This window comes from Planctomyces sp. SH-PL62 (genome assembly GCF_001610895.1).
GTDB lineage: Bacteria > Planctomycetota > Planctomycetia > Isosphaerales > Isosphaeraceae > Paludisphaera.
In genome coordinates, this window is sequence record NZ_CP011273.1 from 497,224 (window position 1) to 524,223 (window position 27,000).

19 protein-coding genes are annotated in these 27,000 nt (G+C 70.7%); 10 read left to right on the forward strand and 9 right to left on the reverse strand.

Features of this window, described 5'->3' with window-relative positions:
• Nucleotides 1–85: 85 nt before the first annotated feature.
• Nucleotides 86–1,456, forward strand: coding sequence for a hypothetical protein (locus VT85_RS01910; protein WP_068409701.1), 1,371 nt, complete (start codon nucleotides 86–88; stop codon nucleotides 1,454–1,456).
• Nucleotides 1,457–1,629: 173 nt separating this feature from the next.
• Here the strand turns inward: VT85_RS01910 and VT85_RS01915 are convergent, their stop codons facing one another.
• From VT85_RS01915 to VT85_RS01935, 6 genes are all read right to left on the reverse strand, one after another.
• Nucleotides 1,630–2,280 (reverse strand): hypothetical protein, encoded by a 651-nt coding sequence (locus VT85_RS01915; protein ID WP_068409702.1) that lies wholly within the window; start codon nucleotides 2,278–2,280, stop codon nucleotides 1,630–1,632.
• A 52-nt stretch (nucleotides 2,281–2,332) separates the two neighbouring features.
• Entirely contained in the window at nucleotides 2,333–4,093 is a 1,761-nt protein-coding gene (locus VT85_RS29730; RefSeq protein ID WP_197491042.1) for a glutamine amidotransferase, read from the reverse strand.
• Nucleotides 4,093–4,626, reverse strand: a complete 534-nt coding sequence (locus VT85_RS28165; RefSeq protein ID WP_197491043.1) for a hypothetical protein — start codon at nucleotides 4,624–4,626, stop codon at nucleotides 4,093–4,095. The genes VT85_RS29730 and VT85_RS28165 overlap by 1 nt, the downstream gene beginning before the upstream one ends.
• 126 nt (nucleotides 4,627–4,752) lie before the next feature.
• The gene (locus tag VT85_RS01925) at nucleotides 4,753–6,981 is read right to left on the reverse strand and encodes a BatA domain-containing protein (RefSeq protein ID WP_068409703.1); all 2,229 of its coding nucleotides are present in this window, start codon (nucleotides 6,979–6,981) and stop codon (nucleotides 4,753–4,755) included.
• A 6-nt stretch (nucleotides 6,982–6,987) separates the two neighbouring features.
• Nucleotides 6,988–7,884: a DUF58 domain-containing protein gene (locus VT85_RS01930; protein WP_068409708.1), complete on the reverse strand. Its 897-nt coding sequence runs from the start codon at nucleotides 7,882–7,884 to the stop codon at nucleotides 6,988–6,990.
• A gap of 143 nt (nucleotides 7,885–8,027) precedes the next feature.
• Complete coding sequence (locus VT85_RS01935; RefSeq protein ID WP_068421251.1) at nucleotides 8,028–8,993, reverse strand: AAA family ATPase; 966 nt, start codon at nucleotides 8,991–8,993, stop codon at nucleotides 8,028–8,030.
• A gap of 640 nt (nucleotides 8,994–9,633) precedes the next feature.
• Between VT85_RS01935 and VT85_RS01940 the strand changes: the two genes are divergently transcribed.
• Nucleotides 9,634–10,758 (forward strand): hypothetical protein, encoded by a 1,125-nt coding sequence (locus VT85_RS01940; RefSeq protein ID WP_156512624.1) that lies wholly within the window; start codon nucleotides 9,634–9,636, stop codon nucleotides 10,756–10,758.
• Between the two features lie 133 nt (nucleotides 10,759–10,891).
• Nucleotides 10,892–13,216, forward strand: coding sequence for a DUF4159 domain-containing protein (locus VT85_RS01945; RefSeq protein ID WP_068409712.1), 2,325 nt, complete (start codon nucleotides 10,892–10,894; stop codon nucleotides 13,214–13,216).
• A 161-nt stretch (nucleotides 13,217–13,377) separates the two neighbouring features.
• Here the strand turns inward: VT85_RS01945 and VT85_RS01950 are convergent, their stop codons facing one another.
• Nucleotides 13,378–14,781 (reverse strand): deoxyribodipyrimidine photo-lyase, encoded by a 1,404-nt coding sequence (locus VT85_RS01950; protein WP_082858287.1) that lies wholly within the window; start codon nucleotides 14,779–14,781, stop codon nucleotides 13,378–13,380.
• A 326-nt stretch (nucleotides 14,782–15,107) separates the two neighbouring features.
• Between VT85_RS01950 and VT85_RS01955 the strand changes: the two genes are divergently transcribed.
• The 4 genes from VT85_RS01955 to VT85_RS01970 all read left to right on the forward strand — a co-directional run bounded on the left by VT85_RS01955 (nucleotide 15,108) and on the right by VT85_RS01970 (nucleotide 19,013).
• Nucleotides 15,108–16,334, forward strand: coding sequence for an inositol-3-phosphate synthase (locus VT85_RS01955; RefSeq protein ID WP_068409715.1), 1,227 nt, complete (start codon nucleotides 15,108–15,110; stop codon nucleotides 16,332–16,334).
• A 66-nt stretch (nucleotides 16,335–16,400) separates the two neighbouring features.
• Nucleotides 16,401–17,240 carry a sugar phosphate isomerase/epimerase family protein gene (locus VT85_RS01960; RefSeq protein ID WP_068421256.1) on the forward strand — a complete coding sequence of 280 codons (840 nt, stop codon included), beginning with the start codon at nucleotides 16,401–16,403 and terminating at the stop codon, nucleotides 17,238–17,240.
• Entirely contained in the window at nucleotides 17,237–18,154 is a 918-nt protein-coding gene (locus VT85_RS01965) for a UbiA family prenyltransferase (protein ID WP_068409716.1), read from the forward strand. Before VT85_RS01960 ends, VT85_RS01965 begins: the two co-directional genes overlap by 4 nt.
• Before the next feature lie 19 nt (nucleotides 18,155–18,173).
• The gene (locus tag VT85_RS01970; RefSeq protein ID WP_068409718.1) at nucleotides 18,174–19,013 is read left to right on the forward strand and encodes a sugar phosphate isomerase/epimerase family protein; all 840 of its coding nucleotides are present in this window, start codon (nucleotides 18,174–18,176) and stop codon (nucleotides 19,011–19,013) included.
• Between the two features lie 82 nt (nucleotides 19,014–19,095).
• Here the strand turns inward: VT85_RS01970 and VT85_RS01975 are convergent, their stop codons facing one another.
• Nucleotides 19,096–21,936: a HEAT repeat domain-containing protein gene (locus tag VT85_RS01975; protein ID WP_068409720.1), complete on the reverse strand. Its 2,841-nt coding sequence runs from the start codon at nucleotides 21,934–21,936 to the stop codon at nucleotides 19,096–19,098.
• Between the two features lie 767 nt (nucleotides 21,937–22,703).
• Here VT85_RS01975 and VT85_RS01980 point away from each other — a divergent pair.
• Both VT85_RS01980 and VT85_RS29590 read left to right on the forward strand, forming a co-directional pair.
• Nucleotides 22,704–23,786 (forward strand): DUF1559 domain-containing protein, encoded by a 1,083-nt coding sequence (locus VT85_RS01980; protein WP_068409722.1) that lies wholly within the window; start codon nucleotides 22,704–22,706, stop codon nucleotides 23,784–23,786.
• 160 nt (nucleotides 23,787–23,946) lie between these two features.
• A complete protein-coding gene (locus VT85_RS29590; protein ID WP_255376972.1) occupies nucleotides 23,947–24,075 on the forward strand; it encodes a hypothetical protein in 129 nt (42 codons plus the stop codon).
• A 78-nt stretch (nucleotides 24,076–24,153) separates the two neighbouring features.
• Here the strand turns inward: VT85_RS29590 and VT85_RS01985 are convergent, their stop codons facing one another.
• Entirely contained in the window at nucleotides 24,154–24,969 is an 816-nt protein-coding gene (locus VT85_RS01985) for a TatD family hydrolase (protein WP_068409726.1), read from the reverse strand.
• Between the two features lie 1,314 nt (nucleotides 24,970–26,283).
• Here VT85_RS01985 and VT85_RS01995 point away from each other — a divergent pair.
• Nucleotides 26,284–26,949, forward strand: a complete 666-nt coding sequence (locus tag VT85_RS01995; RefSeq protein WP_197491045.1) for a YbhB/YbcL family Raf kinase inhibitor-like protein — start codon at nucleotides 26,284–26,286, stop codon at nucleotides 26,947–26,949.
• The last annotated feature ends 51 nt before the right edge of the window (nucleotides 26,950–27,000 follow it).

Below are 27,000 nucleotides of genomic sequence, written 5' to 3' on the forward strand. Positions count from 1 at the left end.
CGTCCGGCCACCACCTCCAATCCGAATTCTCGACGCGCCGCCCGGAGCCGTCGGCCCCCGGGCGCCGTGATAGGGCCTTGCGGTCATGATCAAGTCGAATCGCACGCTCATCGTCGTCGCCTTTTCCGCCCTGGGGCTCGCGGGCTGGAAGGGGCAGGATCCCGTCGAGCCCGGCGACGCCCCCCCGGCCGCGCAGGCCTCGGACGAGACGACGGCCCCGGCCGCCGCTCCCGCTTCGGCGCCCGCGACGCCCCCGGTGAAGTTCGTCCTGCTCACCGACGGCCGGCTCATCCAGGGCGTGGTCACGGAGGACCCGGAGGAAGACAAGGTCATCATCACCCAGCCCGTCGGGGCGATGCCGTTCCCCGGCAAGAAGGTGGAGCGGATCTTCGCGACGATGCAGGAAGTCCACGCCTACAAGCGCGACCAGGTCCCCGAAGACGACATGGACGAGCAGGAGAAGCTGGCCAAGTGGTGCCTCGCCAACGGCCTCTCGGCCGAGGCCCAGGAGCACCTGGAGCTGATCCTCAAGCTCGACCCCAAGCACATCCGCGCCACGGCGATGAAGACGTCGATCGCGATGGCCGACGCCCGCCTGGCGAGGCGGCGGGAGATGGACGCCGGCGTCCAGCAGGCCGGGGCCGAGGTCGTCGATCCCCGCCCCGCCGCGCTCGACATGGCGGTCGTCCGCGGCGCGCGCCGGGGGATGGGCATCAGCGACCTGCCCACGATCTTCGACCTCCCTCCCAACGCGGCGTTGAAGCGGGCCCAGGAGTTCAACAACTACGTCCATCCGGTCCTGCAAGCGTACTGCGCCAAGTGCCATGACGAGCGCTATGATGGCGCGTTCCAGCTCGTCCGCCTCAGGAACAAGTCGGACCAGTCGCTCGAGGCGTTGCGGGCCAACCTCGACGCCACGCTCCGACTGGTGGATCGCGACAACCCCGGCCATAGCGAGTTGCTCGCCAGCTCGCTGCGGCCCCACGGGAGTGGGCCGAACACCCGGCCCATCTTCCCGGGGTCGAACGATCGGGCGTACCAGATCCTCGCCGCGTGGGTGAGCAACCTTCGCTCCCGGCCCGCGCCGAACCCGCTGAGCGGCGAGCCGGCGCGGACGAACTCCGACGGCGACGAAACCTTCGCCGCCGACCGGAGCCGCATCAGCCGGTCGACCGCCGAACTCTCGCCGGCCATCGGCCCCGAGGGGGGCACCTTCGCCCCGCCGCCGACCCGCCGCCACATCGAGGTGCCCCCGATGCGGTACGTCCCGGGCCAGGGCATGGTCGAGGACGAGTCCGACGGCGCCGACGCCCCGATCCCCTTCGCCGTCTCGGGCGTGATGCCCAAGCTCCCGGCCGAGGGCGCCCAGGCGGCCCCGACGATCCCCCGCCCCCGCACCCGCGCCGCCGCAGCCCCCCCGCCCCGGCCGACTCGGAAGTCGACGCGGCGCTCCTGACCAGCCCCGGCGACGACGAGGAGGAAGACCTCCCGCCCCCCCCGCCCAAGAAGCCGTCCAAGCCCCTGAAGCTCGACCCGGCCATGCTTCAGAAGGCCCTCCAGCAGCGGAACGCCGGCGGCAACTGATCGAGCCCGGACCCCGAGGCGCCCGGATCATCGGGCGCTTCGGAGTTAAGGGTTTCGGCCCGACGAATGGAAGAACGAACGCGGGCCGAGCCATGCGACTCGGTCCCGAATCAGGGCGACGGCCCGTGTCCTCCTTCCCTCGTTCAACGACGCGGCGAGCCCCAGCGCCGAGTCGACGTCATCGCCGGCGACCACCAGCACCGCCTGTTCGAGCTGCCGCTGCCCTTTCCGGTTCCTCGGGTCGCGACACGCCTGCACGAACAGTCCGAGCACCTCGTTCCTGAGCTCCAGTCGCTTCGGCGACAGGGCGTGAACGTGGATTAACAAGGCGTCGGCGCGAGAGATGGGGCTGGGCTCCAGGGCGACGACGCTCGCGACGCGTGCGACCGCCGCTCGCAACGTCCGGCCCACGCGGTCGGCCTCCGCACGGTCGGCCGGCCTCCGCTCCGCGAGGGCCGCGACAGGCCAGGCGACGACCGTCGCGGCGCGGTTGGGAATCGCGAGGCTCCAGCCGGCTTCAAGAGCTTGATCGATCACCCGGAGAAACGTCTTCGGCTCCGCCGCATACCGGGCCACATCGGCGAGGGCCTGGCAACGAAACCACGGATCCTCCAGGTTCCTCGCAACCTGAATCGCCGCGTCGAAGTCTCGCGCCGCCAGGCGTCCGGCCCGTTCGCGCTCTCTCGCGAGGCTCATGACGGCCCCTTCGCCTTCGTTGAAACTCCGCGGCCCTTCGCCGAGCCTCCCGCTACACCCAGCCGTGGCGTTTGCGGAGCCACCATTCGAAGGTGAGGCAGAGGGTGAAGAGGAGGAAGAAGGGCCAGTTGTCCCAGATCCGGTGTTCGGTCGGGCTGACGTATTCGGTGAAGGCGGCCTTGTCGAGGCCGGCGAGATGCTTGGCGAGTTGTTCGGGGGGGACGGGCTCGCCGGAGGTGATCTCGGCGATCTGGCGGGCGAGTTCGGGGTCGGCGGAGGGGTTCTCCAGCTCGCGGTCGTCCTGGTAGACCAGGAACCGGGCGGTGTCTCGGCCGACTTCCTGGCCGTTCCGCTTGCCGATCACGGTGACCTTGTAGTCGCCGGGCTCGCCGACGGCGGCGTAGGTGCCGCGGGACTCGTCGCCGCGGGTGTAGAGCTCGACGGGCTCGCTGACGGGGGGCTCCCCCTCGCGCTCCACCTTCGTCTCGTAGACGACGTCGGTCAGGGGGGCGCCCTTGGCGTCGCGGCCGGTGACGGTCAGGTCGACGGTCTGGCCCACGGCGGCGCGACGGCGATCGAGGTTCAGCTTGATCTGGTCGCTCCCCTGGTTCTCCTTGTGGGACAGCCAGAAGATCGCCTGTCGCCAGAACTTCCGGTGGGCGGGACGGCCGACCTCGGTGCGGGCCCAGGGCCAGGTGTCGCCGCCGTAGGCGAGAGTGCGGCCCCGGCCGGTCTCGATGCTGAGCATCATCGGCTCGGCGTCGACGCCGTTGACCGTGCCGAGGATCTCGGCGCCGAGCTTGGGCCGGCCGAAGCGGTTGGCGCCCTGGAGCGGGGGGAGCAGCTCCCAGATCCGGGCCGTGTCGGCCGGGTCCGAGCCGAGCTGAAGCAGGTAGCTGTTGAGGCCCACGGCGTTGGGGGTGAACTTGACGCCGCCGGGGGGCTCGATGTCGCCGTCGCCGGGGTGGACCTCCACGGGGAGGACGTCGGCGACGTCGGTCTGGCCCCAGCCGCCGGGGCCGAAGCTGGCGCGGCCGCCGAGCATCATCAGCCCGGCCGCCCCTTTCTTCACCGCGTCGGCCAGGAGAAGCTGCTGGGGGCGGGTGAGGAAGTTGGCGGCCATGTCGCTGAGGATGTAGACGTCGTACCGGCCCGGGGTGAATTCCTCGTCGGCCAGCTCCCCCTTCTCGCCCACGGCCGGGGCCCGGATCAGGGCCCCCTTGACCTCGATGTCGGGCGAGGTGGCGATGGCGTTCATCAGGTAGCGGTAGTCCCAGGTGAAATTCGGCCCCTGGAGGAACAGGACGTTGAGCCCGCCGCTGAGGACGGTGACGAACGTGCTGATCTCGTTGTTCGAGACCACCAGCTCCCCCTCGCGAGGGGCGACCTTGAGGGTCACCTTCTTCTCGCCGGGCGTCTGGGGGATGTAGTTCAGGCCGGTGATCGGGACGGCGTCGGCGTCCTCGGGGATCTTGATCTTGGTCCGGGCGACGGCCGTCGGCTGGTCCTCGACGAACAGCTCCACGTCGAGCGTCTCGCCGGTGAAGCCGCGGGCGGAGAGCGCGCCCCGGACCTCCAGCTTGTTCTTGACGAAGACGGTCGGCCCGGCGGCGATGTCGCGGACGGCCACGTCGCGCGAGCCGGCCCCGGCGCCCTGGGTGCCGAGGACGACCGTCGAGACCGGGGTCTGCTGATCCCGATACCGCCGCGCCGCGACCAGCGGATTGACGCCGTTGTTCGAGCCGAAGTCGGACAGGACGATCAGACGGGCGATCCGGCGGGCGCCCTGCGCCTGCCGCTTGTCCAGCTCCATCAGCGCCGTGCCGAGCTGGGTCTCGCGGCCCTCGGGTTCGGCGGGGTCGGCCCGGCTTTGGCTTCGGCTTCGGCTTCGGGCTTGGCTTCGGCCCCGGGCTTGGCTTCGGCCGCGTCGGGCTTGGGCTCGCGGAGGGCGGAGTCGAACCGATAAGTCTTGACTTCCAGGTCGCCGCCGAGCTTCTCGGCCGCCGCGACGCCCGCCTTGAGGGCCTCCTCGGCGGCTTTCCAGCGGGGCTGGCTGTTGGCCTCGTCCTGGATCTTCATGCTGGAGCTGGAATCGACCAGGAAGATGACGGAGGCCGCCTGCTGCTTCTTCTGCTGGAGGATGACCGAGGGCCGCATGGCCGCCAGCAGGCAGAGCAGGACGGCGAACAGCCGGAGTCCCAGCGCCAGCCACCGCCAGCGCGCGCCGGGGCCGCGAAGCTTCCGCGCGTAGGCGGCGATCGTCAGCGCGACGACGACCGCCGAGCCGACCACGAGCCACGGCCAGGGGGCGATCGGGTTGAGACTGACGCTGAAGCCTGGATCCATGACGTCGCGCAGACCTGATTCGAAGGGATCGGATGAAGGGTGAGGGGACGGCTGCGAGGGCCGCCCCCCTGGGACGATTGTCGCATCGCGGCCCGCCCCGCGTCCAGGGCGAGGCGGCGGCGGCGGTCAGGCGCCGGCCTGGGCCATGCCGGTGGAGGTCGCCGTGACGTCCGCCTGGCCGGTCGGCTCCTTGTAGAACGTGTTCGCCAGGTAGTTCTCGAGGGTCACGAGGATCAGGATCAGCAACATCAGCCAGGGGAAGATCTCGTGGCCCACGCGGATCAGCTCGGTCACCTTCTTGAGGGCCTTGTCGTCGCCGGCCAGGGCGTAACCGTCCTTGCCGAAGAGGACGTCGAGGTCGGCCGTCTCCAGGTCGGCGAATCGGCTCTCCGCGCGGGGCGGGTTAAGGCTGAAGCCCATGGTCTTGCGCGCGTCGCCGGGGCCGACGGCGACGACCGTCCACTGGCCGATCTGCTGGGGCGCGGCGATCTTCAGGGGCTCGCCGGCGGGGGGCGGCGCGAGCCGATCGGTGGACTTGCCGTCGGGCCCGGTGATCAAAACGTCCTGGGGGCGGGCGTCGGGCCCGAAGCCCAGCAGCACGTCGTCGCCGGCGTCGAAGACGAGCTGCTCGCCCGTCGAGCCGGCGAGGTACGGGATCGTCAGGTTCATGACCACGGGGAAGACCCAGTAGCTCACGTTGGGGAACTCGTTCCAGGCCGCGCGGTCCGACCTCACGACGCGGCGGGCGAGCGGGGTGGACCACATCAGGACCCGGCCGGTGCGGGCCCCTTTGAAGTTCCGCTCCACCAGCGCGGGGGCGCCGTCGGCGAAGTTCAGGAGCGTGCGCGAGCCCGACGGCGGCTGCACCTGCCAGTAGCTGTAGACGGGCATCACGGCGAACTGGGCGTCCATCTCGCGGGCGTAGCGGTCGAACAGCGGGTGGGTGACGTCGGCGATCTTGCCGAACGTCGTCCCCTTCCCCGGCGGCGAGACCGCCCTGGCGAGCTGCGCGGGGAGGACCTGGCCGGCGATCGGGCCGTTGTAGTTCTCGGCCTTGCAGCGGTCTCCCAGGCCGACGACGAGCCCGCCTCCCTCGTGGACGTAGGCGTTCAGCAGGCCCCAGCGGGAGTCGTCGAGCGTCTCGACGTTGAGCAGGAAGACGGCGGCGAACTCGTGGAGCGTCTCGCGGAAGCGGTCCAGGTCGGCCGGGCGGGCCCGTTCCAGCTGGTAGCTGCGGCCCGCGCCGGGGGTCGGGTCGGGGTCGAGCGCCATGGCGACGAACTCGGAGTCGGCGTTCAGGTCCGAGACGATCAGGACCTTGAGCGCCGGACGGACCTCGAAGCTGAGGAACCGCTGGTCGTCGAACTTGAGCGGGTCGGGGGCGCCGGTGACGCGCAGCTCGGCGCGGTGGATCTCCCCCTCCTTGAGTCGGGGAGGGGTCAGGAAGCGGACCTCGGCCTGGCCGCCGGCCGCCAGGTCGACGGGCTGCTGGCCTTTCTTGACGCCGTCGAGGTAGAACTCGACGATCCGTTGCGCGGGCTTGTTCCCGTGCGCGCGGACCAGTCCGCGGATCTCGACGGGCTCGCCCTGGGGGGCGGTGTTCTGGGGAAGGGTCGCCTCGTCGAGCGAGACGTTCTCGCGCTCCTCGGGGCCGAGCTTGAGGATGACGGTGGCGATCTGCCCCCCCGCGGCCTTGGCCTGCCTGGCCTTCTCGACCTGGTCGAGCCCTTCGGCGGGGCGTTCGGCGTCCCAGGAGGTCCGGCCGAGGTCGGTCAGGACGTAGACCTCGCGGCGGGGGCGGTCGCAGTCGGCGACGGCCGAGTAGACCTGACCCATGGCCATGTTGAGCGGCCGGTTGACCGGGCGGATCGTCAGGTCGTCGATCCACTTGCGTGCGGTGGCCGGCGAGAGCCCCACCGGGACGCCCGGATCGGCCGAGTTCACCGCGAAGACCAGGCTGGAATCGGGGATGCGGCCGATGATCTCGCGGGCGCGGGCCTTGGCCTGGTCGAGCAGCGTCTCGTCCTGCTCCCGATAGCTCATCGACAGGCTGGTGTCGAAGACAAGGCCGAGCGCCGTCGGCACCGAGTCGTCGCCCAGCGGGGTCTCGGAGTGGAGTCGGGGGCGCGCCAGGGCCAGGGCCATGAGGGCCAGCACGAGCATCCGGGCGGCCAGCAACAGCCAGTTCTTGATCCGCATCTTCTTCTTGGACTTCTTCTGCCGCTCGCGGATCAGGCGAAGGGCGGGGAAGACGACGTGCTTGGGCGTCGGCCGCATGAACAGGTGGAGGATCACCGGGACGGCCGCCATCGCGGCGCCGGCGGCGAGCCCGGCGTGCATCAGCGAGAATTCCATGGGGCTTCAGCCTCGCGCCTGGCGGGACAGCAGGTAGGACATCAAGGCCTTGTCGAAGGCCATCCCCGTATGCAGCGGCACGTAGTCGATCCGGGCCCGGACGCACTCGGCCTTGTAGCCGGCCCGGAAGCTCTCGACCTCCTCCAGGTAGTCGGACTTGATCGCCTCGGCGTCGACCTCGATCACCTCGCCGGTCTCGTTGTCTTCCAGCCGCAGCATCCCCTCGAACGGGAAGGCGGCCTCGGCCTCGTCGAGGATGTGGAACAAAATCACGTCGTGGCCGGCGAACCGCAGCCGGTAGAGCGCCCGTCGGATCGGCTCGGGGTCGGCCAGCAGGTCGCTGAAGATCATGACGAGGCTGCGGTGCCGCATCATCCCGGCTACCTGGAGCAGGCTGGCCTCGATGTCGGTCGTCCCCTCGGGCTTGAGCTGGGCCAGGACCGAGAGGATGTTCGCCAGCTGCGTCCGCCGGCTCCCCGGGGCCAGGCTGCGGCGGACCTTGGTGTCGAACGCGATCAGGCCGACGGGATCTTGCTGGTGGATCATCAGGTACCCCAGCGCGGCGGCCAGGCTGATCCCGTACTCGAACTTGGTCAGCTCCTGGCGGTAGGTGTAGCCCATCGACGCCGAGAGGTCCATCACGAGGTAGCCGGTGAGGTTGGTCTCGGCCTGGAACTTCTTGGTGTAGAAGCGGTCGGTCTTGGCGAAGACGTTCCAGTCGATGTCTGCGATGTTGTCGCCCGGGGTGTACTTGCGATGCTCCGAGAACTCGACCGAGAACCCCTGGAACGGGCTGGCGTGCAGCCCCGCGATGAACCCCTCGATGATGAACTTGGCGCGCAGGTCGAGCCGCGAGACCTGGCGGATCACCTCGGGCTTCAGAAACTTCTCGGCGTTACCCATCGCTGCTCCGCGGGGCTGGTCGCGACGCGCGACGACGGCCGACGCCAATCGCGCAGGGGCGGCGCCGTCCCCTCCCGGGGCCGGCCGACCCTCTCCATCATCCTACGCGGCCCGGGCTCGAAACGCCCAGACGGCGGGGGCGGTCAGGCGCCTTTTCGGTCGTACTTGGGGGTGTCGGGCTCGCGGACCTCGGCGATCAGGCGCTTGATGAGGGATTCCGTGGTCTGGCCTTCGGCCTGGGCCTGGAAGTTGACGCTCAGGCGGTGGCGGAGGACCGGGAGCGCGACCTTGCGGACGTCGTCCAGCGAGACGCTGTAGCGGCCGTCCATCGCCGCCATCGCCTTGCCCGCCAGGATCAGGTTTTGGCCGGCGCGGGGGCCGGCGCCGTAGTCGACCAGGTCCTTGATGAACTGGGGGGCGTACTCGTCGGCCGGGCGGGTGGCGCGGACCAGTCGGGCCACGTAGTCCACCGTGTAGTCAGACGCCGGCACCGACGTCACCAGCCGCTGGAGGTTGACGATCGCCTTGGCCGAGAGGAGCTTCTTCAGCTCCGGCGACTCGCCGCGGGTCGTCCCGGCGAGGATCTTCTTCTCCTCGTCGAGCGAGGGGTAGCCCACCCGGACGTCGAACATGAAGCGGTCGAGCTGGGCCTCGGGGAGCGGATACGTCCCCTCCTGCTCGATCGGGTTCTGGGTGGCGATCACGAAGAACGGGTCGGGGAGCTTCAGCGTCTCCTGGCCCACCGTCACCTCGCGCTCCTGCATGGCCTGGAGCAGCGCCGCCTGGGTCTTGGGAGGGGTCCGGTTGATCTCGTCCGCCAGGATGATGTTCGAGAAGAGGGGGCCGGGGACGAACCGGAATTCGCGACGGCCCGACTCCGGCTCCTCCAGCACGTTCGTGCCGGTGATGTCCGAGGGCATCAGGTCGGGGGTGAACTGGATCCGCTTGAAGCCGACGTCGAGGATCCTGGCGATCGAGCTGACCATCAGGGTCTTGGCCAGCCCCGGCACGCCCACCAGCAGGACGTGCCCGCGGGTGAAGATGGCGGCCAGGATCAGCTCGACGACGTCGTGCTGGCCGATGATGGCCTTGCTCAACTCGGCGGACATGACGTCCCGCGAGTGCCGAAACTCGTCGAGTAGCTGCGTGATCCGGTCGCTCGCTGTGGACATCCGATGTTCCGCCCCTGGAAATTCGAACCGACCCGCGTCGCCGCCCGCGCCCCGACGGCGCCGACGGTCCGCAATTGTAGGCCCCCGCGAATCGGGGATTCAAGCGGCCGGAACGCCCGGCCCGAGGGATCGCCCCCCGACGCCGCCCGAAAATTCAGCGTTCCGCCCGATACGACGACGCCGAGACGCCCTCGTCGGCCGCGTCCTTCCCGCCGCGACCTCCCGGACAGACGCGATTTGAGGAATCGCAATCGCTTGGTCGGTCGAAGGTTGCAACGCGGCCTCGGCCGGACCGGCCGGCGTCGCGCCGGGCTCGGCCCCCGAATTGCTTGAGGCACCCTCCCGGAGGCGACGCTCGAAGTTCCCCGGCGGCCCCTCCCCTCCTCTCCCCCGCTCGACGTCCGCGGCCCTCCCCGGCCCGACTCGGGCGGACCCCCCGCGCGGCCCGGCCCGGCCTCGCGGGGACGCCGTCTCGCCCTCCCCCGGCGCGGCGGCGAACCGACCGGTCCCGGCCGGCCCGAAGTCGCGTCGGCCCCCGCTCGGGGACGAATCCCAGGAATCAGGACGGAAGATCCAGATGATTACAAGCCTTCATGTGCTCGCCCGACTGGCGACGCTCGCGTTCGCCGGCCTGTCGCTGGCCGCGTTGACGGCGGCTCGGATGCAGCCCCTTCCCGAAGGGCCGGCTGCGGCTGCGGCGTCGAACCCCTGGGAGGCCCTGACGGCCGACGTCCGCAACGGCCGACCGCCCGTGGATCTGCTCCACCGCGAGGACGGCCGGCTGCGGCGGCTCGTCGTCCCGGACGCCGAGCGCTGGGATTTCCTGACGACGGCCCCCCGGATGGGCGCGGACGGCTCGATGGAGGCCGTGGGCCGGTTCGCCACCAGGGCCGGGGACGGGGGACCGTCCGGCGAGGGAGCCGTGGGACTGGTGCGGGTCCGGCTGCCGGAGGCCGAGGTGCTGGAGCGCGTGGAACTCGACGTCGTGCCCACCGGTCGCGTCGCCTGGGACCCCGCCCGGGCCGACCACGTCGTCTTCCCGGGCTCGACGGGGCGGCTGTACTCCTACCGGTTCCTCGCCGACCCCGCGGCCGAGACCGGGCGGGGGGGCTCGGCGGCGCTTCTCCTGGACTGGCGGTGTGAGGCCCCGGGCGGGCGCGCTCCCTTCGTGGTCGATCCCGTGTGGCCCGCCGCGCCCGAGCTTCGCGGGGTGCTGATCGTCTCGCTCGCCAGGCTCCGGCGGACCGACGAGCCCGGGAAGGCCCTGCCGATGGCCCCCTGGTGGGTCGAGCTGGGGGACGACGGCGAGGCGATCGTCGCCGCCGGGCCGCTGTTCGACGACGCCGAGCTCGACGGCTACGACCCGAGGTCGCGGATGCGACATCCGAACGTGGCGGCCCGGGACGGTCGTCTCCAGTTGATCTACCTGCTCCACACCCCCGGGGCCGACCAGGCCGTCCCCTACTCGGCCGACCTGGAAATCTCGACGGAGACGGGCCGTCCCCGCGTGAGGCCGGGCTCGGCGGCTCCGGTCGGTCGCGCGATGGCGGCGGTCGGCGCGCTCGTCCCGTCGCTCGACGGCCGATCGGCCTTCGCCGCGAGCCAGGGGACGGACCGCATCCTGCGGCTCCCGCTGGACTCCCGGCCGACGGCCTCCCCCGCCCCCGCCGCCCGGGTCGACCTGGCGAGGATCGCCGACTGATCCTCCCCCGCGCCCGGGACGCCCCAGGCGACTTTCTCGCCTTGCCGTCGCCTCGCCGGGCGTGGGATAGTTGTCGTAGGGGGCGCGTCGGCCGTTCGGCGGGCGCGGTCGCCCCGGACTCGGGAGGCTCGCCATGGCGCACAGGTTCCGGGGGGTGTTCAGGTTGGTCGTCGGGCTCGCGGCGGGGGCCGTCGCCTGGGGCTCGACGGTCGGCGAGGTTCGCGCGGCCGTGACCCATGAGCAGGTCGAACGCGCCATCCGCGACGGCGTCCGCTTCCTCAAGAAGCAGCAGATCCCCGAGACCGGGGGCTGGCGGGATTACCAGGTCGGCGGCGAGGCCCGGACCGGGCTCACCAGTCTCGTCACGCTGGCCCTCCTGACCGCCGGGGAGCCCGCCGACTCGCCCACGATCCGCTCGGCGCTCGACTTCCTGCGGAAATGGAGCCCCGATCAGCTCGATTCCACCTACGCCGTCGCCCTCCAGACGATGGTCTACGCCGCCGCCGACCCCAAGGCCGACGTCAACCGGATCATCGCCAACGTCGACTGGCTGGAGCGGGCCCAGATCCGGCCCAACGACCCCGTCGACTGGCCCGGTTCGTGGAGTTACAACCTGGGAAAGCGGTCCCCCGGCGACAACTCCAACACCCAGTACGCCCTGCTGGGGCTGCACGCGGCCTCCGAGGCGGGCGTCCAGGCCAAGCCCGAGGTCTGGAATCTGTCGCGGGCCTACTGGGAGAGCGCCCAGCGCGGCGACGGCGGCTGGGGCTATCACCACAAGCAGCGCGATTCGGGCTCGACCGGCAGCATGACGGCGGCGGGGATCTCCAGCCTGGTGATCACCGGCCTCCGCCGCTTCCAGGGGTCCGAGGAGATCCACGGGGAGAACATCCAGAACTGCGGCAAGGTGACGGTCAACAAGAACCTCCAGCGCGGCATCAACTGGATGGCCGGCCGCTTCCAGGTCGGCCAGAACATCAATATGGGCCCGGCCTGGCGGCTGTATTACCTGTACGGCGTCGAGCGCGCCGGGCGGCTCGGCGGCCTCCGGTTCTTCGGCGAGCACGACTGGTATCGCGAGGGCGCCGAGGCCCTCGTCCACGAGCAGGACAAGCTCGGCGGATTCTGGGAAGGGGTGGTGAACGAGAGGGACCCGCTCATCGCCACCAGCTTCGCGCTCCTGTTCCTCGCCAAGGGCCGGGCGCCGGTGCTGGTGAACAAGCTGCGGCACGGCCCGCAGACGGACTGGGACAACGACCCCGACGACGTCCGCAACCTGGTCAACCTGGTCTCCCAGGACTGGAAGCACCTGCTGACCTGGCAGGTGGTCGATCCCGGCTCGGCGAGCGTTGAGGAGCTGCTCCAGGCCCCGATCGCCTTCATCAACGGCCACCTCGCCCCCGAGTTCTCCGACCTCGCCGTGAAGAACCTCCGCGACTACGTCGACCAGGGGGGATTCCTCGTCGCCGACGCCTGCTGCGGACGCGAGGAGTTCGACGTCGGCTTCCGCGACCTGATGAAGCGGGTCTTCCCCGAAGAGAATTACCGGCTCAAGCCCCTCTCCAACGACCACCCGATCTGGCGGGCCAAGCACCTGCTGACCCCGGGGATCTATCCGCTCTGGGGCGTGGAGCACGGCTGCCGGACGGTCGTGATCTACTCCCCCAAGGACCTGTCCTGCTACTGGAACCAGATGGACCGCACCGAGCGGGATCGCAAGAACCCGGCCATCGGCCTGGCGACGATGGTGGGCCAGAACATCGTCGACTACGCGACCGGCCGCGAGCTGCCGGCCGACAAGCTGGTCGTCCGCGAGGTCCGCGAGTTCAAGGCCGACGTCCCCAAGCGGGGCTCGCTTCGGATCGCCAAGCTCCAGCACGGCGGCGACTGGAACATCGCCCCGCTGGCCGTCCCGAACCTGATGGACGCCCTGCGCAAGCCGCCGCTGGGCTTCGACGTGGCCGTCTCCCAGAAGGACCTCTCGCCCAGCGACCCGGCGCTCATCTACTACCCCCTGATCTACTTCCACGGCCGCGCCGCGGCCTCGTTCTCGCCCGAGGACATGGAGGCCCTGCGGAAGCACATCGATCCGGGGGGCGGCACCATCTTCGCCGACGCCGCCTGCGGCAGCCCCGGCTTCGACGCCTCGTTCCGCCGCTTCGCCGCCGAGCTGTTCCCGAACAACCCCCTGGTGCCGATCCCCAAGGACGACGAGCTGTTCTCCGAGAAGGTCTACTTCGACCTGAAAGACTCGCAGTACACCAAGGCGGCCGGCGGCGGCAAGGACTACCCCCAGCTCGAAGGGGTCAAGGTCAACGGCCACTGGTCCATCATCTACTCCAAGTTCGACATCGGTTGCGCCCTCGAACGCCACTCCGGCCTCGACTGCAAGGGCTACACCTACGAAAGCGCCCTGCGGATCGCCGCCAACGTCGTCATCTACTCCACCCTCCCCTGACCCGACTGCAGGGTTCCCGTCTGGCCAGCAAATCCTTCCCCCCTCGCGGGGGAAGGTGGCCCGAAGGGCCGGATGAGGGGGAGACGAGCAGGAAAACCGACGCTTTTCCGTGTCGTCCGCGTCGTCGGCGCCCCTCGTCTGGCCCTGGGCGCCAGGGGCGTTCACGCCTGGCCCTGCTGCTTCGCGATCGATTCGACGCGGCGGATGTAGCCTGCGGAGTCGAACTTCTTGCGGGTGCTCTCGTAGCTCATGAAGCGGACGGTGCCGAAGATGGGGCGTTCGGGCCAGGGGCGGTCGTGCTTGCCGCCGACGGCCCAGGCGACCCCCGTGTAGCCGTTGGGGTCGCGTCCGTCCATCTCGTAGCGATCGTTCAGCTCGACCGCGACCGCGAACGCCTGCTCGGCGGTCGGCGACCACTCCAGGATCTTCTTGGCCCAGTACATTCGCAGATAATTGTGCATCCGGCCGGTGAGCGTCATCTCCTTCTGGGAGGCGTTCCAGAGCGGGTCGTGGGTCTCGGCCCGTTCTAGCTGGTCCGAGGTGTAGACGACCGGCCGAGGGTCGTCGGCGTGCTTGGCGAGGGTCTTCCTCGCCCACTCGGGGCAGCCGGCCAGCGAATCATAGTCAGGGTTGCGCGCCACGAAGTTGATCGCCAACTCGCGACGGACGATCAGCTCTTCGAGCAGGACGTCGATCCCCTCGCGCGGGCCGTCGCTCTGGATCGCGGCCAGGGCGATCGTCGTCGGGCTGATGTGGCCGTAATGGAGGTGGGCGGAGAGTTCCGTGGTGCAATAGGGCGTCGGCTCGTTGCGGTCCTCGGCGTACCTGTGCAGACGCTCGTCGAGGAATCGCTTCAGCCGCCGCATCGCCTCGCGAGTGCCGCCGACGTAGCCGGGGACTTCTCCCACGCCTCCCACCCGGAGCGCCTTCATCAGCGAGTCGGGCTCGATTTCCGCGCCGTCGGGGATCTCGCCGGGCCAGGGCTGGCGGGCTCGGATCTCGGGGATCGGCTTCAGGTATTCGTCCCAGACGCGGTGGATCTTGGGCCGGAGCGTCCTCGCGGCGTACTCCTCCTTCGGGAAAAGCGAGGTGGGGACGACGACGTCGGCGTCGACCAGGTGGAACGGAACCTTCAAGGCGCGGGCGACGACCTCGCGCCAGCGTCGGCCCACGCGGACGGGGTTCTCGTCGCCGACGACGAACGCCGCCCCGACCTCCTCGGCGAAGGCGGGGACGACCTCCTCGGGCGATCCCAGCCTGACGACCAGCGGCACCCCCCGGCGCTCCAGGTCGGCTCGGGCGTCGACCAGGCCCTCGACGAGGAAGCGATAATGCCGACGCTGGGCGGCCGGATAGTCGGCGGTGAGGCCGAAGACGGCGATCACCGGCTTGCCGATCGCGTCGCCCACGGCGATCGCCATGTTAAGCGCCGGATTGTCGACCCCTCGCTGGGCGCGTTGCATCCAGTAGACGACGCACGCCCCGTCCGAAGCGGGAGCCCCGTCGCGGGCCGCCCGCACGCGAGGGTGGGGGGCGAGGAGACGTTCCAGGGATGGTCCGGACATGTTGCGCCTTGAGCGAGGGGGCCGAGAGTCGGGTCGCCGCGACCCGATATTGTAACGGCGGCCCGGCCTCGCCGTCGCCAGGGGGGCCGGGGCCGGACGTCGCTCTCATAGGCCGGCGGCGGACGCGGGAAGGGCGGTGCGACCGGGCATTGTGACGGTCGCCCGGGCGGCGGGGTACGTTCGGCGGCTCGGCGCGGGTTGAACGCGGGGGGCTCTGGGGCCATAATGGGAAGATGGGCCGACCCGGGCGTGCCGTCGGGCCGCCGTCGGCTCCCCTCCTCCATCCTGCCTCCCCCCTGCACCGCGAACGAACAGGTGAAGCGAACATGGCGCGTCGGCGTGTTGGACTCTGGCTCGTGGGAGCCTTCGGCGGGGTTGGGACGACGATCACGGTGGGCCTCGCGGCGATGGCGAAGGGGCTCGTCGATCAGACCGGCCTGACGACCGGCCTCCCCGCGTTCCGCGACCTGCCCCTCCCCGCCCCCGGCGATTTCGTCGTCGGCGGGCATGAGATTCGGAACACGACGTTCGCCGCCTCGGCCGAGGAATTCCGCGCCGCGTCGGGGGTCTTCGACGCCTCCTGGCTGGAAGCCTGCCGCGACGAGCTGGCGGCGGCCTCCGCGCGGGTGCGGCCCGCCCCCCGATACGGCCTGAGCCCCACCGTCGCCAAGCTCGGCGACTGGGCCGCCGACGCCTCCGCCGGCACCGCTCGCCAGGCGCTCGAACGCATCGAGGCCGACCTCGCCGCGTTCGTAACCGCCGAGAAGCTCGACCACCTGATCGTCCTGAACGTCTCCAGCACCGAGCCCCCGTTCCGCACCGGGGCGCCCCACGAGTCCCTCGCCGCGCTGGAAGCCGTCCTGGACCGCCCCGGCGACCCGGTCCTGCCGTCGAGCGCGCTCTACGCCCTGGCGGCGTTCCGCGGCGGCCACACGCACCTGAACTTCACCCCCAGCCTGGGCGGGTCGTTCCCCGCCGCGCGAGAGCTGGCCGAGCGGACCGGCTCGCTCTACGGCGGCAAGGACGGCAAGACGGGCGAAACCCTCATGAAGACCGTGCTGGCGCCCATGTTCGCCGCGCGGAACTTCCAGGTGATGAGCTGGGTCGGCCACAACATCTTCGGCAACCGCGACGGCGTGGTGCTCGACGACCCCTCGAACAAGTCGTCCAAGGTCGAGACCAAGGACCGGGTCATCACCGAGATCCTCGGCTACAAGCCCGCCTCCGTCGTCTCGATCGAGTACGTCCCCGACATGGGCGACTGGAAGACGGCCTGGGACCACATCCACTTCAAGGGTTTCCTCGGCACCAAGATGGCCCTCCAGTTCACCTGGCAAGGCTGCGACAGCCTCCTCGCCGCCCCCCTCGGCGTCGACCTCGCCCGCCTCGCCGACTTCGAAAAGCAGCGCGGGGGCAAGGGCCTGATGCTCCACCTCTCCTGCTTCTTCAAGGGCCCCGAAGGCGACCCCGAGAACGACTTCTTCAAGCAGTTCGCCCGCCTCGAAGCCTACGCCGCCGCCGCCCAGGCCGAGGCGACGGCCGAGAGCCGCTGAACCAGTCGTGCGGGCCGCCGCAACCGACCCGTGGTCCTCCGACGCCTCCTCCGACGGACTCCCCCCGTGAAACTCGCCTTCAGCTCCAACGCATATTTGAAGCATCCGTTCGACGAGACCGCGGCGCGGATCGCGGCGGTCGGCTACGACGGGCTCGAACTGCTGGCCGACGTCCCGCACGCCTGGCCCGCGGGCCTGCTGGAAGGGCCGAAGCGGGCGATCCGCGAGGCCATGCGGGCCAACGGGCTCGCGTTCTCGAACATCAACGCGTTCATGATGAACGCGGTGGCCGACCATCGCCAGCCCTACTGGCACCCCTCGTTCCTGGAGCCCGACGAGGCCTACCGCCGCGTCCGGATCGACCACACCCGCCGCGCGCTTGACCTCTGCGCCGAGCTGGGCGCCCCCCACATCACCACCGAGCCGGGCGGGCCGATCCCCTCGGGGATGTCCCGCGCCCAGGCCGTCGACCTCTTCGTCGAGACCCTCAAGCCCCTGGCCGAGCACGCCGAGAGGCTCGGCGTCCTGCTCCTGATCGAGCCCGAGCCTGAGCTGCTCCTGGAGACGACCGATCAGTATATCGAGATCCACGAGCGCGTCGGCTCGCTGGCGCTCGGGCTGAACTTCGACGTCGGCCACGCTTACTGCATGAGCGAGGATCTGCCCAGGGCGATCGCCGCGCTGGCCCCCCTGACCCGCCACTACCACCTGGAGGACATCGCGGCGACGCGGGTCCACCACCACATGATCCCCGGCGACGGCGTGATCGACTTCGCCGAGGTGGTCGACGCGATCAAGCGGACCGGCTACGACGGCTGGCTGACCGTCGAACTGTACCCGTTCCAGGACGACCCGGACGTCGCGGCGAAGCGGGCGTACGACGTCCTGAAGCCGCTGGTCGGATGAGGACCTCGATCCGGTCGGTCCTCCAACTGGTCAGGCTTCCCAACGTCTTCACCGCGGCGGCCGACAGCCTCGCGGGCTGGCTGCTCGTCGGCGGGGCCCTCGGCGACCTCGCCGGCTGGGCGCCGCTGGCGGGGGCGTCGATGGCCCTCTACGCGGCGGGCATGGCGCTGAACGACTGGTTCGACCTCGACGTCGACCGCGCGGAGCGTCCCGAACGGCCGTTGCCGTCGGGCAAGGTGGCGGTCGGCGTCGCCGCCGCGATCGGCTGGGGAGGGCTTGCGCTGGGGCTGCTGGCGGCGGCCTTCGCGAGAGGCTTCGCGTCGCCGACGTTCGCGGTCGCCGTCGCGCTGGCCGGGGCGATCGTGGGCTACAACGCGGGCCTCAAGAAGACGTTCCTGGGCCCCTGGGCGATGGGCTCTTGTCGGGCGTTCAACATGCTGCTGGGCATGAGCGCGGCAGCCTCGCTGGGGGGGCCGATCGCCTGGCTGGCGGCGGCGGCGTTCGGGACGTTCGTCGCCGGCGTGACCTGGATCAGCCGTTCCGAGGCCCACGGCGGGGAGACCCGCAACCTGATCATCGGCCTGTCGATCCAGGATCTCGCGCTGCTCGGGCTGGCCGCCGTCTCGCTCGCGCCCGGGAGCTTCCCGGAGCCCTGGGCCGGTCGTCCCCTGATCCCGCTGGAGGGGCTGCTGGTCCTGGCCCTGGCGGCCCTGGCGATCAACGCGGCGGCCTCGCGGGCGATCCGAGAGCCCTCGCCGGCGCTCATCCGCCGCGCGGTGAAGACGGGCGTCCTGTCGCTCGTCTGGCTCGACGTCGCCCTCGTCGCCTCGGTTCGCGGCCCCCTGCCCGCCCTGGCCGTCGCGGCGCTCTGGCCACCCGCCTTCCTGCTGGCCCGCCGCCTCTACGCCACCTGACCGTCGCGAGGGACGCCCCATGCTCCTGGGTTACAACACCAACGGCCTGGCCCACCACCGCCTGACCGACGCCCTCCGTCTCATGGCCGAGGAAGGCTATCAAAGCGTCGCCATCACCCTCGACGCCGGGGCGCTCGACCCCTACGAGGACACGGCGATCCTGGCCCGCCAGACGGCGACCGTCCGCGAACTGCTCGACGGCCTGGGCCTCGGGCGCGTGGTCGAGACGGGGGCGAGGTTCCTGCTCAACCCCCGGACCAAGCACGACCCGACCTTGATGGACCCGGACCCGGTGCGACGCGCCCTCCGGGTCGATTTCCTCCGTCGCGCGATCGACCTGGCCGTCGCCCTCGACGCCGGGGCGGTCTCGTTCTGGTCGGGCGTCCTGCGCGACGGCTCGTCCGAGGACGCGGCGCTGGACCGCCTCGCCGCCGCGCTCCGGCCGGTGATCGAGCACGCCGAGACGCAGGGCGTCCGGCTCGCGTTCGAACCCGAACCGGGCATGTTCATCGACACGTTCGACCGCTTCGCCCGCCTCGACGAACGCATCAAGCATCCGCTGTTCGATTTGACCGTCGACGTCGGCCACGTCCACTGCAACGAGCCCCGTCCGGTCGCCGACTACCTCCGCGAATGGGGTCCCCGGATCGCCAACGTCCACATCGAGGACATGGTGGTGGGTGTCCACGAGCACCTGATGTTCGGCGAGGGGACGATGGACTTTCCTCCCATCCTGGCCGCATTCCGCGAGATCGGTTACACCGGCGGCCTGCACGTCGAGCTGAGCCGCCACAGCCCCATGGGCGCCGAAGCCCTGCGCGGCGCGAGAACTTTCCTCGCCCCCCTCCTCCGCCCGTAGCCGGACGCAAAGCCCTTCACCTTTCGCGGGAGAAGGCATGATTTCCGTAGCCTGGCGGCGTTCCGGAATCGGGCCGTCGGCGTCACTGGGAGATCATCATCCCGCCTCCCGCCCCGGCCCCGGCGTTTCGCGGCGGGGCGGCGGGCATCCGGGCGAGGCCCTGGACGGCCTTGACCGCCGCTTCGGCGGTCTTGCGGACGTCGGGGCGGGGATCGTCCTCGGCCAGCCGTTTCAGGGCGGCCTCGGCGGGAAGCGCGGCGGGGCCGAGGTGCCCCAGGGCGCGGACGCCATGCAGGCGGACGTCGGCCTCGTCGCTTTCGAGGAGCGTCGAAAGCGCCGGAACGGCCGGGGTCATCGCCTCGAGCAGCGCGGGGTCGTCGTCGGCGTGGGTCGCCAGGCTCGCCAGCGACGCGAGCACCTCGGCCCGGCCTTCCGGGGCCTTTGCCCGTTCGAGTTCCTTGAGAAGCGTCAGCGCGGCCTCGGGCCGTCGCGTGGGGACGCCGCCCAGGCCGTCGACCACCAGCGTGCGAAGCTCGGCGTCGGACTCGGGGGAATCGGCCAGGACACGAAGGAACGGTTCGACCGCCGGGCCGACGGCTTCGTGATCGGCGTCGTTCTTGGAGATCGCGGACAACCCGAGGATTCGGCCCAGGATCGCATAGACGGCCCGCCGATTCGGGCCGGCTTCCACCGTCGTCGAGGCCTCGACCAGGGGGGGGATCGCCGACGTGAGGACCTCGCGGAACCCATCGAGATCGTCCCGGAACGCCCGGCTTTCGGCCACGGGCGAGAGCGTCGCGAACCGCTCGTCGAGGGCGGCGACCAGTGGTCCCGCCGTCTCGCCCTGGAGGGCGCGGATGACCTCGGTCACGGCGGCCGGGCTTCGGAAGAGCTGCGAGGCCAACGCGTCGGCCGCCGCGCGGCCCGAGTCTTCGGGATCGGCCAGGTTCCTCGCGAGGGCCTGGATCACGGCGTCATCGGCCGGGAGCCCTCGGTAGCGTGCGGCCGTCGCGCGGACGCCGGGATCGGGGTCGTGGAGGGCGGCGACGTGGGCCTGGACGACCGGAGGGTCGCCTGGGGCGATGGCTGCCAGGGCGTCGAGGAGCGTCGACCGCGTCGCGGGGTCGGGCTCGGCGGCGAGCCGGTCGAGCATCGGACGTTCGGCGGTCCGGGCGGCCGGCCCGAGGTTTCGCAGGGCGTCGGCGACGGAGACCCTGACGCCGGCGTCGGGATCGGCCAGGGCGTCGATCAGCGCCGGGACGGCCGACTCGGCCCGCCAGCCGAGCGTCGCCAGGGACGCGGCCGCCGCCGATCGCTCCTCCGGATTCTCGGCCTTCAGGACGTCGAGGCTGGCGATGGACGCGATCGCGCGGCCGACGGCCGCGTGGACCTCGGCGTCCTTCTCGCGCCCGGCCAGCGAGCGGAGTTCCGGGAGGGCCGGGGCGGCCTCCGGCCCGAGCGCGGTCAGGACCTCCAGGAGTTGCAGGCGCACGTCGAGCCCGTCGCCGTCGAGCGCGGCGACTACCTTGGGGACGACCTCCCGCCAGGCGTTGCGGAGCGAGGGGGAGCCCGTGCCGTCGCGGAGGCCGTCCTGGAGGATCGACGCGGCCTTGCGGCGGATGTCCGGCACGGGGCTGGCAAGGCAACGGCCCATCGCCCCGATCCACCTCGCCTCCCAGGTCAGGTCGTCGTCCCGGCCCCCCCGGCCGCTGGCGTCGCGATGCTGGGCGAAGGTCCGGGCCAGTTCCCACTGGTCCATCGCGTGGAGCCGCAATTCCGGCTGGTCGGCCTGGTCGTCGATCCGGGCCACGACCGCGTCGAGCGCGGCCCTCGCGGGGCCGAGGAGCGCCGGGTCCTGCGACTTCTCATAGGTGGCGGCGATCCGGCAGAGGACCGTGACGGCCGCCGCGCGGCCGGCGGCGGCGGGCTCCTCGGCCACTCGGCGAAGGTCGCCCACCGCGGCCTCGTATCGCCTCGTCTGCACGTCGGCCGGGGTGGAAACGCCTCCTCGCTCCAGGATCAGCTGCGCGAGGTTCATGCCCACCCCCTCGCGCGAGCGGTCGTCGGCGCGGAGCGCGGCGCGACAAAGGGCGGGGACGGTGCGGTCGTCGGCCATGCCGATCTGGGCCAGCTTCGCTGTCGCCTCCAGCAAGACCTGGGCGTCGGGGTCGTCCACCGCCGCGACCAGGGCCGGGACCGTGGCCGGGTACTCCGGCCGGAGCAGGCTCAACGCCTTCTTGCGGACCGCCGGGCTGGGGTCCTCGACGGCCGCGTCGGCGAGGGCCTGGGCGATCCGCTCGTCGCCGCCGCTGAACGAGTCCAGGGCGTCGACGGCCGCGGAACGAAGCTCATCGGGCTGGTCGGCGTCGAGCGCCGCCCGCAGCGCATCGGTCAGCGCGTCGATGTTGATCGGGAGCGTCGGGGGGGTCTTGCCTCGGGTCCCGAACCGGCCGAGGCTGCGGACGGCTTCGGCCCTCACGGTCGGGTCCGGGTCGTCGAGCGCTTCCATCAGGGCGGGGGTCGAGGCGGGATCGTGGACGACGCCCAGCAGGGCCGCCGCGCGGCGGCGGACGCCCGCCGCGTCGTCCCCCTCGAGGACTTCGGCCGCCTTCGAAGCCGCCGGTCGGGCCGCCTCGCCGAAAGCTCCGAGCGCATCCAGGACGTCGCCCCTGACGTCGGCGTCTCGATCGTCGAGCGCGGCGATCAGGGCCGGGACGACCGTCTCCGGATCGGACGTGTCGCGCCCCAGATCCGCCGCCGCCTCCCGCCGCGTCGCCGGCCAGGCGCTCTTCAGGCGGGCGACGCGGCCGCCGACCGTGTCGTCGGGCCGGAGGACGTCCCGGAGCAGATAAACGCCCACTCCCACGGCGACCGCCGACGCCGCAAGGACGATCACGCCGCGACCCGCGTTGGTCCATCTCATCGTCTGGCTCGCTCCCGAATGCGGCCGTCGGCGGGACGCGCGACGGCGCGACGTCTACGCCCGACGGGCCCCTCAAGGATCGCCATGCAAGGACGTCGGCAACTATCGGATCTTTCGAGGTCGATGGCAAGGGCCTGCATCGAGATCCGTATATCGACGCCTTCGCCTCGTTCCGAATATGAATTGCTTAGTTGAATATCTTGATTTGATTTTTCGGAAGACCCTTGCCGAAGCCTCGGAAAGTCTGTTATCTCTTTTCATACGATCTTCTTGGAAGCCTTGCGGACGATCGGCCCTTGACGTCCCCTTCCCCGTCCCACGATTCGGGAACCGGCGGCCGTCGCGGGATCCGATCTCGGGCGGCCCGTCGCAGAGCCCTCCGTCGCCTCGCCTCCTGAAGAACGCTCCTCTCCCACGCAAGCGGCGTACGAGTTCGGATCGAGCCCTTTACCCTCGGTTCTCGTAGGCGATTCGGCCTGGCCTTGCTCAACGGTCGACGTGGCCCCTCCCCCTCTTCGGGGGCGCGTCTTCGATCGCGCGGATGGGACGCCCCCCGCTCGCGACCGCACCCTTCGGGGTGGATCGCCCGCCACCGCGTCCGGTCCTCGGCATGCGGAGCACCCACATCGTGAGGATCGACCACCCACCCCGCCCTTGGCGGGAGGGGCCTCCACGGGCCCTGCGGCGTCCGTCGAATCCGAATGACTCAGGCAGGGATACTTCTTAACCATCCTTCACCCCCCGAGTTTCACCGGAGATCCGTCGTCATGAACACGCTTCAAGCCGGGTCGACCGCCCCGCGACGGGGCTTCACGCTGATCGAGCTGCTGGTGGTGATCGCGATCATCGCCGTCCTGATCGCCTTGCTGCTGCCCGCCGTGCAATCGGCGCGCGAGGCGGCCCGACGCGCCCAGTGCGTCAACAACCTGAAGCAGCTCGCGCTCGCCTCCCACAATTACGAGTCGTCCCAGGGCTGCTTCCCCATGGGGAATCGCTATATCGACACGTATTCGTACGCGGCTCCGTCGACCGCGTGCTCCGGGAGCAGCTGGTTCGGCTATTCGGCGTTCGCCTTCATCCTGCCGTTCCTCGAAGGGGGGAACCAGTACGCTTCGATCAACTTCAACTTCGTGGTGAATTCGGTGCGGAACACGACGGCGTTCCAGTCCAAGGTCGCCGGCTTCGTCTGCCCGTCTGACGGGGAGTCGCCGGCGCCGCCGTCGACCTATTTCTTCTGCTCCCACTGCTCCTACGCCATGAACCGGGGGACGCTGGAGAACGTTTATTGCAACGCCGCCGTGGCCGCCTTCCCCGACCCGGGGGCGGAGAATCCGTCGCATTGCAACGCCGTTCTGGGCAACGGCATGTTCGGGGCCGAGGCGGTCGTCCGGGTCTCCGGGGTGACCGACGGCACGAGCAACACGGTCCTGTTCGGCGAGGCCTCGCGGTTCCTCGGCGACACGGCCCAGATGTATCACACCTGGCATCATGTCTCGGTCACGGACTTCACGGCGAACTACGGTTCGAAGTGGACCGGCGACATGCGCCCCCGCGGCGGCCTGTTCACGCTCCCGAGGGTGAACTCCCCGCCGGACAAGACCGGGGCGCAGATCGCCTCGATCTGGGGCGTCTGCGGCTCGGGCGCCGGCATCCCGGCCGACTGGCTCCAGAACTGCCCGCAGGCCCTCACGCTCGGCCAGTGGGCCTTCCGCAGCATGCACCCGGGCGGGGCCAACTTCGCCTTCGCCGACGGCTCGGTGAAGTTCATCAAGAACTCGACCTCCGACGCGACCTATCAGGCCCTCGGCACCCGCGCCGGCGGCGAGGTGATCAGCTCGGATTCCTACTGATCGGCCGGCGTTCGGACGTTTCCCGCAAGGCCGGGCGCGGCGTCGACTCGCCCCGCCCGGTTTCCCTGGCCCCGCTTCGATTCGGAGAGGCTATGAAGATCCGTTGCAAACTGGCCTGCGTCCCTCTCGCGGCGCTGATCGCCCTCGGCTTCGAGTCCGGTTGCTCGGAAGGCGGAGGCCCTCGCCCGGCCCCACGGTCGTCGAGAAGAAGCCCCCGGAGCCCCGCAGCAAACGACGCCCCAAGGACATCAAGGAGTTCGCGGCGCCGGGCACCGGCGTCGTCGAGTGACCCTCGAACCGCTCGCGCGCCGCCTCCGCGTCCCCCGTCCGGGGCGGGACTCGACCCCTTCCCCGGATCGGGGCTCGTTCAGGTGGGGGCGGCTTCGAGGGCGAAGCGCTTGCTCTGCGCGAAGAAGGCGAGCGGGTTGTCGAGCACGACCCTGCGGATCATCGCCTCGTCGTGGCCCCGGCGCTTCATCTCGAAGATGAACTCGGGGACGGCCAGGGGGTCGCTGTGGCCCCAGTCGCCGGCCGAGTTGACCATCACCCGCTCGACCCCGTACATCTCCACCATGTCGGCGGCGCGGGCGGGGGTGCATTTGGAGATCGGGTAGAGGGTCATGCCGACCCAGTGCCCGGCGTCGAGCGCCGGTCGAATCGTGTGCTCCTCGACGTGGTCGATGCAGACCCAGTCGGGACGGAGACGGCCGTCCCCCTTGAGCATGTCCAGGATCATCCGGGTCCCCTGGTACTTGTCGGCCAGGTGGGGCGTGTGCACCAGGACCAGCTCCTCCGTCCTCGCGGCGAGGTCCAGGTGGTCGAGGAAGACCGTCGCCTCATTCTTGGTGTTCTTGTTGAGCCCGATCTCGCCGATCCCGAGCACGCCCGGGTGGTCCAGGAACTCCGGGATCATGGCGATGACCTCCCGCGAGAGCGCGACGTTCTCCGCCTCCTTGGCGTTGATGCAGAGCCAGCAGTAGTGCTTGATCCCATAAGCCGCCGCGCGCCGAGCCTCGAAGTCCACGAGCTGCCGGAAGTAGTCCCGAAAGCCCTCGACCCCCGAGCGGTCGAACCCCGCCCAGAAGGCCGGCTCGGAGACCATCACGCACCCCGCCAGCGCCATCCGCTTGTAGTCGTCGGTGGTGCGGGAGACCATGTGGATGTGGGGGTCGATGTAATTCATGGCTCACCGGGACTTGGGGAGGATCGATGCGGACGATTTCGTGTCATTCTACCCGAGTCGAGGCGGCGTTTCACGTCGACCCCCAGACGCTCACGCCGGCCCTCATGCCGGTTTCGCCCCCGTTTCGAGGGGGCGTCCGGCCGATGCCACGTCGACCCAAGCTGCGGAGGAGGTCAGGGTACTGGAGCGGCGATGCGGGCGGGACGACCCGCTGCTTCGGCAAGATCGGGGAGGTCCCCTTCGAGGAGGCCTGGCACCGGTTCCGGGAGTTCCTGGCCGGGGATGGTCGTCCGCCGACGATCCCCGGCTTCACGCCCCATCATCGCCCGGTCCGCCGGGGGTCGCAACCCCGCCATCGCCGCCGACCGTCGCCGAGTCGGTCCTGAAGTTCCTGGCCTGGATGGGGCGTAACCGGGACCGCCGCAACCGCCTGCTGGGTGCGTCCTTGCACGGCTTCCCTCCTGGTCGATCCGGCGTGAGACGTCCGGCTCCCAGGCCCGTCCTCAGGGGACGTCGATCTCGATCGGCAGGACGTGGCTGATCACGGCGTCCCATTGGTCGGGGTCACGACCGATCGGCTGGACCCGGTCCTGAGAATCGGTCGCCCTCGCCATGATGATGTACGGGCTGGCCGAGCAGCTTCCCCAGGGCCCAGGACTTTCCGCCGTCGGTGCCGACCTCGACCTTCGTCACGTCCGACTCCCCGGCCCAGGCCACCCCCCCTTCAGCGCGGACGGCCCCGAGGGCCCGGTCCACGTCCGTCTCGCCGCGCCCTCCCCCGTCGGCCCCCCCTGAAGATGCGGAGGATCACCAGCCGGGTCGGGTCGGCCAGCATGCGAAGCCTCTCGGTCATCAGAACGAGGAACTCGTCGGGGATCGTGGCGGCCATGGGTTGTTTGGGTTATCATGCGGTGATTCGGTAGATATGTTGAGTTCGACTGTTGTGGCGCGGCGGACGCACGGGGGAAGAGGCTTCCATGCGGAGGAAGGAGATGCGCGACTGGCTCCCGCCCGTCGCGATGCTGGCGCTGTGGTCCATCCCAAACCGAGGGGGGCCGCCCCGGATGGGTGCGCCCGCCTGAATGGTCGGTCCCTGTGCGGTGTCACCGCACCCCGCCGCCGAGAGGCCGAGGACGACCGGAAGCCCGCGCCGTGCCCAGGACGCCCCACCGAATCCGACGGAGGCCCCGAGGAACTCCGGCGACTCCAAGACCAGGCCCGCCACGCCTGCTTCATCGCCATCGCCGTCAAGACCGAGGTCGTCGCGAAGCCGCGATCAGTCGACGCGGCCGACGGCCACCTGGGGGAATAACCATGAGATGGCCCCGTAAGGCCCGCGACGAGACGGGCGAGGTCCCCTTCGACGGACGCCGAGGGCTGCGCCATCCGAAGGGCGTCGCTGCGGCACGTCCGCCCCTGATCGGCCTGCTGGCCCTGTTCGCCGCCCTCTCGTCCTGCGGTCGCAGGCCGCCCACCGAGTCGATCCTTCCCGAGGAACCGAACATGAACACCATCCGCCTCCAGAGCCCGGCCTTCGCCGACGGCGGGGCCATCCCGAAGGTGCACACGTGTGACGGCGAGGACGTCTCGCCCCCGCTCGAATGGTCCGGCGTCCCGGACGCCGCGAAGTCCCTGGCCCTGGTCGTCGAGGACCCCGACGCCCCCAGGGGGACCTGGACGCATTGGGTCATCTTCGACGTCCCCGCCGGCGTCAGAGGGTTCGGGGAGGGCGTGCCGGCCCACGAGCGGGTCACGGTGGCGGCGGGCGGGGAGACCGCTCTTCAGGGCCGGAACGACTTCAAGAAGACCGGATACGGCGGCCCCTGTCCACCGAGCGGGACCCATCGCTACATCTTCCGCCTCTTCGCCCTCGACGCCGAGTTGGGCCTTGGACCGGAGGCGACGAGGCAGGACGTACTCCGTTCGATCAAGGGCCACATCCTCGCCGAAGGAGAGTTGACGGGTCGGTATTCGAGGTGACGGTCCGCCCGCCCGGCGGCAGGAGGGCCGGGGATCGATACGCCCGACGTC

Excerpts from the sequence above, each read along its gene's own strand:
- VT85_RS01910 (WP_068409701.1), top strand. The coding sequence starts at position 86 with ATGATCAAGTCGAATCGCACGCTCATCGTCGTCGCCTTTTCCGCCCTG.
- VT85_RS01915 (WP_068409702.1), bottom strand. The coding sequence starts at position 2,280 with ATGAGCCTCGCGAGAGAGCGCGAACGGGCCGGACGCCTGGCGGCGCGA.
- VT85_RS29730 (WP_197491042.1), bottom strand. The coding sequence starts at position 4,093 with ATGGAGCTGGACAAGCGGCAGGCGCAGGGCGCCCGCCGGATCGCCCGT.
- VT85_RS28165 (WP_197491043.1), bottom strand. The coding sequence starts at position 4,626 with ATGGATCCAGGCTTCAGCGTCAGTCTCAACCCGATCGCCCCCTGGCCG.
- VT85_RS01925 (WP_068409703.1), bottom strand. The coding sequence starts at position 6,981 with ATGGAATTCTCGCTGATGCACGCCGGGCTCGCCGCCGGCGCCGCGATG.
- VT85_RS01930 (WP_068409708.1), bottom strand. The coding sequence starts at position 7,884 with ATGGGTAACGCCGAGAAGTTTCTGAAGCCCGAGGTGATCCGCCAGGTC.
- VT85_RS01935 (WP_068421251.1), bottom strand. The coding sequence starts at position 8,993 with ATGTCCGCCGAGTTGAGCAAGGCCATCATCGGCCAGCACGACGTCGTC.
- VT85_RS01940 (WP_156512624.1), top strand. The coding sequence starts at position 9,634 with ATGATTACAAGCCTTCATGTGCTCGCCCGACTGGCGACGCTCGCGTTC.
- VT85_RS01945 (WP_068409712.1), top strand. The coding sequence starts at position 10,892 with ATGGCGCACAGGTTCCGGGGGGTGTTCAGGTTGGTCGTCGGGCTCGCG.
- VT85_RS01950 (WP_082858287.1), bottom strand. The coding sequence starts at position 14,781 with ATGTCCGGACCATCCCTGGAACGTCTCCTCGCCCCCCACCCTCGCGTG.
- VT85_RS01955 (WP_068409715.1), top strand. The coding sequence starts at position 15,108 with ATGGCGCGTCGGCGTGTTGGACTCTGGCTCGTGGGAGCCTTCGGCGGG.
- VT85_RS01965 (WP_068409716.1), top strand. The coding sequence starts at position 17,237 with ATGAGGACCTCGATCCGGTCGGTCCTCCAACTGGTCAGGCTTCCCAAC.
- VT85_RS01970 (WP_068409718.1), top strand. The coding sequence starts at position 18,174 with ATGCTCCTGGGTTACAACACCAACGGCCTGGCCCACCACCGCCTGACC.
- VT85_RS01975 (WP_068409720.1), bottom strand. The coding sequence starts at position 21,936 with ATGAGATGGACCAACGCGGGTCGCGGCGTGATCGTCCTTGCGGCGTCG.
- VT85_RS01980 (WP_068409722.1), top strand. The coding sequence starts at position 22,704 with ATGAACACGCTTCAAGCCGGGTCGACCGCCCCGCGACGGGGCTTCACG.
- VT85_RS01985 (WP_068409726.1), bottom strand. The coding sequence starts at position 24,969 with ATGAATTACATCGACCCCCACATCCACATGGTCTCCCGCACCACCGAC.
- VT85_RS01995 (WP_197491045.1), top strand. The coding sequence starts at position 26,284 with ATGAGATGGCCCCGTAAGGCCCGCGACGAGACGGGCGAGGTCCCCTTC.